General features: G+C 75.3%; 10 protein-coding genes. 3 read left to right on the forward strand and 7 right to left on the reverse strand.

Annotated elements, in window-relative coordinates; all coding sequences use genetic code 11:
• Nucleotides 1-11: 11 nt before the first annotated feature.
• The 7 genes from ACFY0O_RS21000 to rsmI all read right to left on the reverse strand — a co-directional run bounded on the left by ACFY0O_RS21000 (nucleotide 12) and on the right by rsmI (nucleotide 8,145).
• Nucleotides 12-1,334, reverse strand: coding sequence for an acyltransferase family protein (locus ACFY0O_RS21000; protein WP_388948504.1), 1,323 nt, complete (start codon nucleotides 1,332-1,334; stop codon nucleotides 12-14).
• Nucleotides 1,335-1,679: 345 nt separating this feature from the next.
• The gene (locus tag ACFY0O_RS21005; protein WP_388948507.1) at nucleotides 1,680-2,603 is read right to left on the reverse strand and encodes a 4-(cytidine 5'-diphospho)-2-C-methyl-D-erythritol kinase; all 924 of its coding nucleotides are present in this window, start codon (nucleotides 2,601-2,603) and stop codon (nucleotides 1,680-1,682) included.
• Nucleotides 2,600-3,526: a 16S rRNA (adenine(1518)-N(6)/adenine(1519)-N(6))-dimethyltransferase RsmA gene (gene rsmA, locus ACFY0O_RS21010; protein ID WP_388948510.1), complete on the reverse strand. Its 927-nt coding sequence runs from the start codon at nucleotides 3,524-3,526 to the stop codon at nucleotides 2,600-2,602. Before rsmA ends, ACFY0O_RS21005 begins: the two co-directional genes overlap by 4 nt.
• Entirely contained in the window at nucleotides 3,523-4,833 is a 1,311-nt protein-coding gene (locus ACFY0O_RS21015; protein ID WP_388948887.1) for a ubiquitin-like domain-containing protein, read from the reverse strand. Before ACFY0O_RS21015 ends, rsmA begins: the two co-directional genes overlap by 4 nt.
• 856 nt (nucleotides 4,834-5,689) lie before the next feature.
• Nucleotides 5,690-6,586, reverse strand: a complete 897-nt coding sequence (locus ACFY0O_RS21020) for a TatD family hydrolase (protein WP_388948512.1) — start codon at nucleotides 6,584-6,586, stop codon at nucleotides 5,690-5,692.
• Between the two features lie 9 nt (nucleotides 6,587-6,595).
• Entirely contained in the window at nucleotides 6,596-7,087 is a 492-nt protein-coding gene (locus tag ACFY0O_RS21025; protein WP_388948515.1) for a hypothetical protein, read from the reverse strand.
• Nucleotides 7,088-7,248: 161 nt separating this feature from the next.
• Complete coding sequence (gene rsmI, locus ACFY0O_RS21030) at nucleotides 7,249-8,145, reverse strand: 16S rRNA (cytidine(1402)-2'-O)-methyltransferase (protein ID WP_358894591.1); 897 nt, start codon at nucleotides 8,143-8,145, stop codon at nucleotides 7,249-7,251.
• A 68-nt stretch (nucleotides 8,146-8,213) separates the two neighbouring features.
• Between rsmI and ACFY0O_RS21035 the strand changes: the two genes are divergently transcribed.
• The 3 genes from ACFY0O_RS21035 (at nucleotide 8,214) to ACFY0O_RS21045 (ending at nucleotide 12,349) form a co-directional block, all read left to right on the forward strand.
• A complete protein-coding gene (locus tag ACFY0O_RS21035; protein ID WP_388948518.1) occupies nucleotides 8,214-9,980 on the forward strand; it encodes a dolichyl-phosphate-mannose--protein mannosyltransferase in 1,767 nt (588 codons plus the stop codon).
• An 81-nt stretch (nucleotides 9,981-10,061) separates the two neighbouring features.
• The gene (locus ACFY0O_RS21040; RefSeq protein ID WP_388948521.1) at nucleotides 10,062-11,708 is read left to right on the forward strand and encodes a penicillin-binding transpeptidase domain-containing protein; all 1,647 of its coding nucleotides are present in this window, start codon (nucleotides 10,062-10,064) and stop codon (nucleotides 11,706-11,708) included.
• Nucleotides 11,709-11,869: 161 nt separating this feature from the next.
• A complete protein-coding gene (locus ACFY0O_RS21045; RefSeq protein ID WP_388948523.1) occupies nucleotides 11,870-12,349 on the forward strand; it encodes a YbaK/EbsC family protein in 480 nt (159 codons plus the stop codon).
• The last annotated feature ends 15 nt before the right edge of the window (nucleotides 12,350-12,364 follow it).

Raw genomic sequence — 12,364 nt, forward strand, 5'->3', positions numbered from 1 at the left:
AAGGGTGTGGATCAGCCCCTCAGCCTAACCCTCCGCGCCGACACCGACCGTTCCACCAGCCAGGCGCCCGCCAGGGCCATGCCGATGGCGGCGGGCGCGGTGACCGGGAGGGCGACGAGGACGGCGGTGTGCCCCTCCAGGAGGCCGCCGAGGCCGGTGCTGGACAGGCCGAGGATCCCGAGGAGGGACAGGGTGGTGCCGATGGCGGCGGCGGGGCCGCTGCCGGAGGCGGTGTCCGCCGGGGAGGGCGCCTCGAAGCGGCGGAAGCCGGCCACGAGGAGGACGGTGAGCCCGGCGCCGAGCAGGAGCCTGACCGGGACCTGCGCCCACCAGGCGGCGGTGGCCGGCTCGGGCAGCGCGAGGCCGAGGGCGAGCTGGGCGGCGTACACGCCGAGCATGGCGGTGAGGTGCCAGAGGAACGCGGTCATGGCGACCCCGTTGGCGGCGACCACCGCGCGCCAGACGCGGGGCCGGGCGAGGAGGGCGGCGGCGGGGCGGGCCGACAGCTGGACGGCGCCGACCAGCCACATGCCGTGGCAGAGCAGGGCGAGGGTGGGCGGGGCCATGTTGGACACCTTCTCGCCGGGCATCCCGACCATCGACAGCGGGTACGGCCCGGCGGCGACGAGGAGCACCGCCCCGGCCAGGCCGGCGCCGCCGAGGAGGGCGGGGCGGCGGATGCGGCCGTCGGCGCGCAGGAAGCCGAGCTGGTGGACGGCGAGCCAGACGAAGGCGAAGTTCAGGAACTCGGCGTACGGCAGGTGCAGGGCGAAGCGGGCCGTGTCGACCAGGGCGGCGGCACCGGCGAGCGCGGCGAAGGCGCCCCATCCCCAGCGGGCGTGGGCGCGCAGCAGGGGCGGGGTGAGGGCCACCATGGCGAGGTAGATCCCGATGAACCACAGCGGCTGCGTCACCATCCGCAGGGCGGCCCCGGCCAGCGGACCGCGGTCCGCGCCGGCGAGCTGCACGGCGAGGGCGAGGGCGGCCCAGACGAGGACGAACACCAGGGTGGGCCGCAGCAGGCGGCGCAGCCGGGCGCGCAGGAAGACGGCGTACACGGGCCGGCCGGCGGCACGGCGCTCCAGGGAGCGGTAGGAGAGGGCGTGGCTGAAGCCGCCGACGAAGAAGAAGACGGGCATGACCTGGAGCCCCCAGGTGAGCACCTGGAGACCGGGCAGGAGGGCGAGCAGGTTCCCTATGCCGTCGGCGCTGACGGCGGCCATCAGCCAGTGGCCGAGGACGACGGTCCCGAGGGAGGCGACCCGGAGCAGGTCCACGTACCGGTCCCGCGTGGCGGGGGTGGCATCGGCGAGGGCGCGTGCGCTGGCTGTCATGCCCCCTACGCTCGCGGGCCGCGGCCGCACGGAACAGGGCGCGACTACTCATCCCCGGCCTGAGTAGTGGGCCCCGGCCGGGGAGGGGGGGCCGCTGCGCGGGGCCGGTCCCCTACCCGCCCTTCCACCGTTCCCAGGGGCTCCGCCCCTGACCCGGTTCCGTGGCTGCCCGCAGGCGACAGATCAGCCGCGCCGAATCCAGCCCCGCCTGGGGCCCCTCCCAGCGGTAGCTGGGGGAGTTTGAGGCGCGGGGGTCTGGGGGCGGAGCCCCCCAGGGAACGGGCGAAGGGCGGGGTGGGGAGACGGCTCCGCGCAGCGGCACCACCCGCACCCCGGCGGGCCCGGCTACGCCAGGACCGTGGCCCCCGCCGCAGGCGAGGCGGTGACCCGGGTCGCCCGGCACGTGCCGGAGGCCTCCAGCTCCGCCGCGACCTTGACCGCGGCCCCCGCGTCCCGCACCAGGAACGCCGTCGTCGGCCCGGACCCCGACACCAGCCCGGCCAGGGCCCCGGCCCCGACCCCCGCCTCCAGCGTCCGCGCCAGCTCCGGCCGCAGCGACAGCGCCGCCGGCTGGAGCCCGTTGGACCGCGGCAGCACCGCCGCCAACGCGTCCGGGTCGCCCGACGCGAGGGCGGCGAGCAGCTCCGCCGAGGCCTGCGGCACCGGTACGTCCGTGCCCCCCGTCAGCCGGTCGAACTCGCGGAACACGGCCGGTGTCGACAGCCCGCCGTGCGCGACGGCGAACACCCAGTGGAAGCCGCCCGCCTCGACCGGGGTGAGCACCTCCCCGCGCCCGGTGCCCAGCGCCGCGCCGCCCACCAGGCTGAACGGGACGTCGCTGCCGAGCTCCGCGCAGATCTCCAGCAGTTCCTCGCGCGGGGTGCCGAGCCCCCACAGCGCGTCGCACGCCAGCAGCGCCGCCGCGCCGTCCGCGCTGCCGCCGGCCATGCCGCCCGCGACGGGGATGTTCTTGGCGATGTGCAGGTGGACGGCGGGAGTGAGCCCGGCCCGGGCGGCGAGGATCTCGGCGGCCCGGGCGGCGAGGTTGGTCCGGTCCAGCGGCACCTGGTCGCTGTCGGGGCCCGCGCAGCTGACGGTGGGCCCGTCGCCGTCGGTCGCGGTCGCGGTGACCTCGTCGTAGAGGGAGACGGCGAGGAAGACGTTGGCCAGGTCGTGGAAGCCGTCGGGTCGGGCGGCGCCCACCGCCAGCTGCACGTTGACCTTCGCGGGGACCCGTACGGTCACCGCCGTGCGCGGCGCGGCGCTCACAGCGCGGGCTTCTGCGCGTGGGCCGGCTTGTGCTCGGCGATCGCCGCGAACTCCTCCACCGTCAGGGACTCGCCGCGGGCCAGCGGGCTGATCCCGGCGGCGACGAGCGCGGCCTCGGCGGCGGCCGCCGAGCCGGCCCAGCCGGCGAGCGCGGAGCGCAGGCCCTTGCGCCGCTGCGCGAACGCGGCGTCGACCACCGCGAAGACCTCGGCCTTGGAGGCGCTGGTCGCGATCGGCTCGGAGCGGCGGACGAGGGAGACGAGCCCGGAGTCGACGTTCGGGGCGGGCCAGAAGACGTTGCGGCCGATGGATCCGGCGCGCTTGACGTCCGCGTACCAGTTGGCCTTGACGGAGGGGACCCCGTACACCTTGTTGCCGGGGCGGGCGGCGAGCCGGTCGGCGACCTCCGCCTGGACCATCACGAGGGTCCGCTCGATGCTGGGGAAGCGGTCGAGCATGGTCAGCAGCACCGGCACGGCCACGTTGTACGGCAGGTTCGCGACGAGCGCGGTCGGCGCGGGCCCCGGCAGCTCGGTGACGAGCATGGCGTCGGAGTGGACCAGCGCGAACCGGTCCTTCTTGCGCGGCATCCGCGCCTCGATGGTGGCGGGCAGCGCGGCGGCGAGGATGTCGTCGATCTCGACGGCGACGACCCGGTCGGCGGCCTCCAGCAGGGCGAGCGTCAGCGAACCGAGGCCCGGGCCGACCTCGACGACCACGTCCTCGGGGCGGACCTCGGCGGTGCGCACGATCCGGCGGACCGTGTTGGCGTCGATGACGAAGTTCTGGCCCTTCTGCTTCGTCGGGCGCACGCCGAGGGCGGCGGCCAGCTCTCGGATGTCGGCCGGGCCGAGGAGGGCGTCGGAAGGGGCCTCGGAGGCCTGGGGGGTCCCGTGGGGCTGCTGCTGCTCTGCGGTGCTCACCGGTAAAGCCTACGGCCGCAGTGCGGCCACGGACTCGCCCCCCGCTGCACGTAGAGCTTCTTCGCCCGGAACGTCTGCTCCCCGGCCGGGGCGTCCTGCGGGCGGCCGCTGCCGCCGAGGGCCTGCCAGGTGGTCACGTCGAACTGGTAGAGGCCCCCGTAGGTGCCCGAGGCGTCGGTGGCGGCGGGCCGGCCGCCGGACTCGCACTGGGCGAGCGCGCCCCAGTCGAGGTGGTCGGCGCCGGCGACGGAGTTCGGCAGCGGCTTCGTGCCGACCTTGACGAGCTGGCTGACGGGCTCGCGGACGACCTCCTCGGCGATCTTGCGGGCGGGCTGGCGGACCCCGTTGACGGTGCGCAGCCCGTACGTGACCCGGCGCGCGCCGGGGCGTCCGGCGCGCTCGACGACCTCGGTGCCGGCGAAGAGGGTGTCGTCCTCGACGCGTTCGGTCGTGTACGGGATGCGCTCCTCGCGGACCTCCCGGGTGCCGGTGATGCGCAGGACGGTGACGGTCTGGCCGTCGCGCGGGAAGGAGTTCGGGGGGACGGAGGTGGTGTCCTCGCCGCGCAGGGTGATGCCGGCCTGGTCGAGGGCCTCCTGGACGGTGGCGGCGTTGGTGCGGATGGTGCGTTCGCGGCCGTCGGCCATGAAGGTGACGCCGCGTTCGGTGCGCACGCTGAGGGTGAGTCCGGTGCGGGGGACGGGGGCGGTGGGCGGAGCGGAGAGGTAGGCGCCCTCCACGCGGACGCCGAGCTGGCGCAGGGCGGCGTCGACGGTGCGGGCGGTGGTCCACAGGCGGCGGCTGGTGCCGTCGAGGGTCAGGCTCAGGGGGCGGCCGTAGCGGACGACGACCTCTTCGCCGTCCTGGAGGGAGGAGTCTCGGGCGGGGGCGACGAGGTCGTGGGGGCCGACGCCGAGGCCTTCGGCGGCCAGGAGGCCCTCGACGTTGCCGGCGAAGGTGTGGAGGGTGCGGGGTTCGCCGTCGACGGTGAGGTGGACGGACTTGTCGGCGGCGACGAAGGCGGTGGTGCCGCCGGCGAGGAAGGCCACGACGAGGGCCTGCGGGACGATGCGCCGCCAGTTGTCCCGGACGGCGACGCCCTGCGCCCCGCCGGTACGGCCGCGGCGGCGCCGGCCGGGGGCGGCGTCGGCGCCCGGTCCGGCCGCGTCCAGGGGGCGGGGGGCGGCGGCCCGGCGGCGCCCGGTGGGCCCCGCGGGGGCGGGAACGGCGTCGCCCCCCCTCCACCGACCGACACCGACACCGGCACCGGCACCGGCCTCCGCGTCGGCCCCGCCGTCGGCCGGCACCCCGGGGGCGCGGCGCCGCCCGGGGCCCGGATCCGGGGCGGGGCCGTCGTCGTACGGGGCGCCGGGGGCCCTGCGGCGGCCGGTGGCCGGGGGGCCGTCGGGGGCGGCTGCGGGGGCGGGCGCGGCGGTGGCGCGGCGGCGGCCGGCGGGGCGGCGGCCCTCGGCGGGGGCCGCGCCCGGGAGTCCGGCGGCCGGGGGTGCGGCGGCGTGGGGTGGCGGTTCAGCCGGGGCCGGTCCCGCGGCCCGGCGGCGCCCGCCTCCTGCGGCCCGGCGGGAGGCGGCCGGGGCGGGCTCGTCGGCGGGGCCGGGGGCGTCGGCGGGGGCAGCTCCGGCGCGGCGCCTGCCGGTGCCGCCGGTCCGGCCGCCGGGCTGACCGGCGCTGCCCGGGCCCGCGCTCCCGGGGTCGCCGCCCGGGCCGGCTCCGGCCCGTTCGGCCCCGGCCGCCCGGCGGCGGGCGCCGCGCCGGCCGTCGGCCCGCCTGCCCTCGGCCCGGGGGGCGGGGACCCCGGGCTCGGGGCCGGCACCCCGGCCCGGGTCCAGGTCGTCCGGGTACCGGGCCGGGTCCGAAGCCGGGTCCGGGGCCGGGCCGGCGTCCGGCTCGGCCCCCGGCCAGGAGACACGGCGGTGACTGCCCTGCGTATCGCTCACGTCGCTCGCTCCACTGGTCCGGCCCCGGCTGGTTCGGGCACGGCACCCTAGCGGGAGCGGCCGTCACGCACCAAAGCCGTTCGACTACCCAGCGTGTCGAACGAACGGGTGTACCGAAGGTGTCGCCACAGCCGTACCGAAATGTCGGCACATCGCCATGGCGACATGTCCTTGTATCTCTGTGCAGACGACGGAGTGAGCCGGCCGGTCAGTAGTCGAAGGCGCGGGCCGTGTTGGCGGCGAGGGCCGTGGCCATGGCGTCCTCGTCGATGCCGCGCACCGCCGCCATCGCCCGCACCGTCAGCGGGATCAGGTACGGCGCGTTGGGCCGCCCGCGGTACGGCGCCGGCGTGAGGTACGGGGCGTCCGTCTCCACCAGGACCAGTTCCAGCGGGGCCACCGCCAGCGCCTCGCGCAGCGGTGCCGCGTTCTTGAAGGTGACCGTGCCGGCGAAGGACATGTAGTACCCGGCGGCGGCGCACTCCCGGGCCATCTCGGCGTCCCCGGAGTAGCAGTGGAAGACGGTCCGCTCGGGCGCGCCCTCCTCGCGCAGCACGCGCAGCACGTCGGCGTGGGCGTCGCGGTCGTGGATGACGAGCGCCTTGCCCTGCCGCTTGGCGATCTCGATGTGGGCCCGGAAGGAACGCTCCTGCGCGGCCATGCCCTCCGGTCCGGTGCGGAAGTAGTCCAGCCCGGTCTCGCCGACCGCCTTGACGTGGCCGAGGGCGGCCAGCGCCTCGATCTCGGCGAGGGCGTCGTCCAGCGCGCCCTCGCCGCCGCCGGCCCGGGCTCCCTGCCGTGACCAGCCGTCGGGGTCCCCGAGGACGATGCGGGGGGCCTCGTTCGGGTGCAGCGCCACCGCGGCGTGGACGTTCGGGTGGGCCGCCGCGGTCTCGGCGGCCCAGCGGGAGCCCTTCACGTCGCAGCCCACCTGCACGACCGTGGTCACGCCCACCGAGGCGGCCTTCGCCAGCCCCTCCTCGACCGTGCCGGACTGCATGTCGAGGTGGGTGTGCGAGTCGGCCACCGCCACCCGCAGCGGTTCGGGCAGCGGGGGCGGGGCGTCCTTGGCGGCGGCGGAGGAGGCGGAAGGGCTAGGGCTCATGGGCCGATCTTATGACCGGCGCAGCCGCCCCAGCAGGCGGGAGAGCAGGCCCGGGCGCGGGCTGCCGGGCTCGTTGACCGCCACCGGTCCCGGGGAGTCGTGCGAGGGCCTGCGCTGCCTCGGGGGCCGCGGCGGGTTCTCGCCGGCCGGTACCGGCCCGGCGATCCCGGGGGCGATGCGGTGGTGGTAGAGCCGGTCGATGGTGGCGTTCACCTGGGAGACCGTGCCGGCCCGCATGATCCGTACGACGTGCCCGCCGCAGTTCAGGCAGGTGGGGTTCGACAGCGGGGAGGGCACCCGCTCGCCGTTCACCTTGTACATGATGAACGGCTGGCCCTTGCCGTCGGTGTGGTGCTCAATCGCGTAGGACTGCTCCCAGCCGTACCCGCACTTCATGCACGCGAAGGAGTAGGCCTCGTGCACGGTCTGCACGTCGGGGGTGGAAACGGCGGCAGGACCTGCGGCGGGGACGGGTACCGGGGTGTCTGCGATCTCACTCATGCCAGCTCCTCTTGTTCCACTGGTGCCATTGCCAGTGGACGCCTCTTCGGGCGGGAGCGCATCAGGCCCTGTCCAGTGTTGGACTCTCTTTGGGCCAGTCATGTCTCAAAGCGGCCGGTGCGCGGTCTGAGCTTTGCTTTTCAGGTTAGCTCTTTACCGATCTACGGCATCTTCTGTGCCGCATTCTTTGCCGCGACCACCGCGTCGAAGACCTCGCGCTTGGGTACGCCGGCCTCGGCGGCGACCGCCGCGATGGCCTCCTTGCGCCGCTCCCCCGCCTCCTCGCGCACCCGCACCCTGCGCACCAGCTCCTCGTCGTCCAGATCGGCGGGCCCGGCGGCCGGCGCGCCCTCGACGACGACCGTGATCTCGCCGCGCACCCCCTCGGCCGCCCACTCGGCCAGCGCGCCGAGCCCGCCGCGCTTGACCTCCTCGTAGGTCTTGGTCAGCTCCCGGCACACGGCGGCCCGCCGGTCGGCGCCGAACACCTCGGCCATGGCCGCCAGGGTGTCGTCGAGCCGGTGCGGGGCCTCGAAGTAGACGAGGGTGCGCCGCTCGCCCTCGACCTCGCGGAGCCTCCCGAGGCGCTCGCCGGCCTTGCGCGGCAGGAAGCCCTCGAAGCAGAAGCGGTCCACCGGGAGCCCGGAGAGCGCGAGCGCCGTGAGGACGGCGGAGGGCCCGGGCACGGCCGTGACCTTGATGTCCTTCTCCACGGCGGCGGCGACCAGCCGGTAGCCGGGGTCGGAGACGGAGGGCATTCCGGCGTCGGTCACCAGCAGCACCCGCCGCCCCTGCTCCAGGGCTTCGACCAGCTCGGGGGTGCGGGCGGACTCGTTGCCCTCGAAGTACGACAGGACCCGGCCGGTGGTGTGCACGCCGAGCCCCTGGGTGAGCCGGCGCAGCCGCCGGGTGTCCTCGGCGGCGATCACGTCGGCCCGTTCCAGCTCGGCGGCGAGCCGGGGCGGAGCGTCGGCCAGATCGCCGATCGGGGTCCCGGCGAGGACGAGTACACCGTCGGAGGAGGGGGATTGGGGGCCGCGCGGCTGGTCTGCTGTCACCGGCCCATCCTCTCATTGGGGCTCGTGGGGACTGGGGCTCGCACAGGGGCGTTCCCTACGATGACCCGGTGACCAGTACCGCGACGCCGCCGCCCAGCCCCGCGGGGGCCCCGCCCGTCCAGCCGGGCGGACGCGGCTCCGAGCACGAGCCGCCCGTGTGGCTGCGCCGCCTGCGGGGGTTCGGCTACCTGCCGGCCGCCCCGGCGGCCGATGTCCGCACCCGCCTCGTGCCCCCGTACGCCCAGCCGTCCGCCCCGCTGTGGGCGGCGCTCGGGATCCCGGAGACGGCCCGGCACCTCTGGCAGCGGGTCATGGCGTGGGCGGGACCGCTGCTGGTCACGCTCGTGGCGGGGGTGCTGCGGTTCACGCACCTGGGCAGCCCGAAGGCGGTGATATTCGACGAGACGTACTACGCCAAGGACGCGTGGGCCACGATCCGGCAGGGCTACGAAGCCAGCTGGCCCAAGGATGTCGACAAGTCGATTCTGCTGGATCCCGGCGCGGTACCGCTGCCGACCGACCCCGGTTACGTCGTGCACCCGCCGGTCGGCAAATGGGTGATCGGGCTCGGCGAGTGGATGTTCGGCTTCGGCCCGTTCGGCTGGCGGTTCATGACCGCGCTGCTCGGCACCCTGTCCGTCCTGATGCTCTGCCGCATCGGCCGGCGCCTCTTCCGCTCCACCTTCCTCGGCTGTCTCGCGGGCGCGCTGCTCGCGGTCGACGGTCTGCACCTGGTGATGAGCCGCACCGCCCTGCTCGACCTGGTCCTGATGTTCTTCATCCTGGCCGCCTTCGGCGCGCTGCTCATCGACCGCGACCGGGCGCGGGCCCGCCTCGCGGCCGCACTCCCGGTCGACGAGGAGGGCCGCACCCGCCCGGACGCCGCCGTCGCGGAGACCCTGCGGCTGGGCTGGCGCCCGTACCGGCTGCTGGCCGGCGTCTGCCTGGGCCTGGCGTTCGGCACCAAGTGGAACGGCCTGGTGGTGCTGGCCTTCTTCGGGGTCCTCACCGTGCTGTGGGACGCGGCCGCGCGCCGCACCGCCGGCGCGGGAGCCCCGTACGCGGCGATGCTGCGGCGCGACGCGCTGCCGGGCTTCCTGTCGACGGTGCCGGTGGCGATCGCCGTGTACCTGGCCTCCTGGCTCGGCTGGATCCTGAGCCCGGACGACGGCAGGGGCGGCTACTTCCGCGACTGGGCGGCCAAGAACGACCAGCACAGCTCGCTGGCCTTCCTGCCGGAGTGGCTGCGCAGCCTGTGGCACTACGAGACGGAGGTCTACAAGTTCCACGTGGGCCTGACCTCCGGCCACACCTACCAGTCCAACCCGTGGAGCTGGCTGGTCCTGGGCCGGCCGGTGTCCTACTTCTACGAGTCCCCCTCGCCCGGCTCCGACGGCTGCCCGGCGACGGAGGCGGGCAAGTGCGCGCGCGAGGTGCTGGCCCTGGGCACGCCGCTGCTGTGGTGGGCGGGCTGCGTCGCGCTGCTGTACGTGCTGTGGCGGTGGTTCTTCCGGCGCGACTGGCGGGCGGGTGCGATCGCGTGCGCGCTGGGCGCCGGCCTGCTGCCCTGGTTCAACTACCAGGAGCGGACGATCTTCTACTTCTACGCGGTGGTCTTCGTCCCCTACCTGTGCCTGGCGGTGGCGATGATGATCGGGGCCCTGCTGGGGCCGTCGGGCTCCTCGGAGCGGCGGCGGACGGTCGGGGCGGTCGGGGCGGGCGTGCTGGTGCTGCTGATCGTCTGGAACTTCATCTATTTCTGGCCTATTTACACCGGCCAGACCCTGCCCATGGACTCGTGGCGTGGCCGGATGTGGCTGGATACGTGGATCTGAGCCGTTAACCCCGCGTAAGGTGTCCGACACAGAACCTTTGAACGTGTTCAGAGGGCTGGGGCTCCTGGGGAGGGGACGCAAGTGAACGGGGCGGCGAAGGGTGCCATCGTCGGCGGGGTGTTCCTCGCGATGGCCGGCGGTGCGGCGTACGGGGTGGTCACCCTGGTGGGTGACAGCGGCGGCCACGGCGGTGACGGCAAGAGCGGGGCCGGGGGCCCCGGCGCGGTGACCGCGCAGCGGGCGAGCGGGCCGGTCACCGACCAGGAGGCGGCCCAGGTCGCCCAGGCGTTCCTGGCCGCCTGGGCGTCCGGCGACGCCCGCACGGCCGCCGACCTGACGAACAACGCGCAGGCGGCGCAGCCGGCGGTGGCCGACTTCCGGTCCAAGGCGCTCGTCTCCAAGGCGGTCATCACGCCCGGCACCCCGAACGGCACCACCGTGCCCTTCAAGGTCGAGGCCGAGATCACCCACGAGGGGACGACCAGGCCGTTCGCCTACGACTCCCAGCTGACCGTCGTCCGCGGCCCCAGCAGCGGCAAACCGCTCGTCGACTGGCAGCCCGCGGTGATCCACCCGCAGCTGCAGAAGGACGAACGGCTGCGCGCGGGCACCCCGGCCAGCCCGCCGGTCAAGGCCGTCGACCGCAACGGCAAGGAGCTGACACCGGAACAGTTCCCTTCGCTGCGGCCGGTTCTGGACGGGCTGCGCAAGACCTACGGGCAGAAGGCGGGCGGCACCCCCGGCGTCGAGGTGTGGATCGAGCCGGCCACCGCCGACGCCCCCAAGCGGACGCTGACGACGCTGGTCGAGGGCAAGCCGGGGCAGCTGCAGACCGTCCTCGACGCCGACGTGCAGGCGGCGGCGGAGAAGGCGGTGGCGCAGTACGCCGAGGCCTCGGTCGTCGCGGTCCAGCCGAGTACGGGCGACATCCTGGCGGTGGCCAACCACCGGCAGGACGGCTTCAACGCGGCGATGCTGGGCCGGCGCGCACCCGGCTCGACGATGAAGATCGTGACGGCGGCGATGCTGCTGGAGAAGGGCCTGGTCGCCGCCGACCGCCCGGCGGCGTGCCCGCCGAGCGCCACCTGGGACGGCAAGGTCTTCCGCAACCAGGACGGCTTCTCCCTCCAGGGCCAGCCCTTCTCGACCAGCTTCGCCAGGTCCTGCAACACGGCCTTCATCAGCCTGATCGACGACGTGAAGGACAACGGCGCGCTGCCGAGGGTGGCCAAGGAGGCCTTCGGCATCGGGCTGGACTGGAAGACGGGCATCCCCTCGCAGGACGGCACCGTTCCGGTGACCTCGGGTTCGGCGGCAGCCGCCGAGTACATCGGCCAGGGCGCGATCCAGATGAACCCGCTGAACATGGCCTCCATCACGGCGACCGCCCGCACCGGGGTGTTCCGCCAGCCGGTGCTGGTCAAGGCCTCCCTGGACGGCCGCACCCTGGCGACGGCCCCGCGGTCGCTGGGGTCAGGGGTGTCGGCGCAGCTGGTGCGGATGATGCGGCAGACGGCGACGAGCGGCACGGCGGCGAAGGCGATGGCCGCGGTCGGCGGCTCCGACAAGGGCGCGAAGACCGGCTCGGCGGAGGTCGACGGCGCGACGGCCCCGGACAGCTGGTTCACCGGCTTCCACGGCGACGTGGCGGCGGCCATGGTCGAGGGCGGCGGCCACGGCGCGGACGCGGCGGGCCCGATCGTGGCACGCGTCCTCAACGCCTCCTGACCCCGCCCACCACCGGCCGGCCGGCCCGGGCCGCGACCCCCACCCCGGAACGGAACGAGACAAGGCGGAACGGGTCAGGCCGGCGCGGGGCAGGCCTGGGCCGGAACGGGGCCGGGATAAAACACCTCGCCCCCGGCCCCGCACAGCGCTAGCGTCCCCGCATGACGACGAGCACCCCGCACCCCCTCTTCGCCCAGGCCCTCTCCGAACTCGGCCTCGACCTCGCCATCCGGGCCTTCCCCGAAGGCACCCGCACGGCCGCCGACGCCGCCGCGGCGATCGGCTGCGAGCTCAGCCAGATCGTGAAGTCACTGATCTTCGCGGCGGACGGCGTCCCGGTCCTGGTCCTCATGGACGGCGCCTCGCGCGTCGACGTCGACGCGGTGCGGCGTCAACTGGCCGCCGCGCAAGTCACCCGCGCCGACGCGGCACTCGTCCGCGAGACCACCGGCTACGCCATCGGCGGCGTCCCGCCCTTCGGCCACCGCACCCGCACCCGCGTCCTGGCGGACCGGGCCCTCCTGCGGCACGACGTCGTCTGGGCCGCGGCCGGCACCCCGCACACCGTGTTCCCCATGCCCCCGCGCGAGCTCGTCACCCACGCCGCGGCCGAGCTGGCCGACGTACGCGAGCGGAAGTGACCGCGGCTGCCGGCA

The organism is Streptomyces sp. NPDC001594 (assembly GCF_042893675.1).
Classification (GTDB): Bacteria; Actinomycetota; Actinomycetes; order Streptomycetales; family Streptomycetaceae; genus Streptomyces.

Excerpts from the sequence above, each read along its gene's own strand:
- ACFY0O_RS21020 (WP_388948512.1), bottom strand. The coding sequence starts at position 6,586 with ATGAGCCCTAGCCCTTCCGCCTCCTCCGCCGCCGCCAAGGACGCCCCG.
- ACFY0O_RS21045 (WP_388948523.1), top strand. The coding sequence starts at position 11,870 with ATGACGACGAGCACCCCGCACCCCCTCTTCGCCCAGGCCCTCTCCGAA.
- ACFY0O_RS21025 (WP_388948515.1), bottom strand. The coding sequence starts at position 7,087 with ATGAGTGAGATCGCAGACACCCCGGTACCCGTCCCCGCCGCAGGTCCT.
- ACFY0O_RS21000 (WP_388948504.1), bottom strand. The coding sequence starts at position 1,334 with ATGACAGCCAGCGCACGCGCCCTCGCCGATGCCACCCCCGCCACGCGG.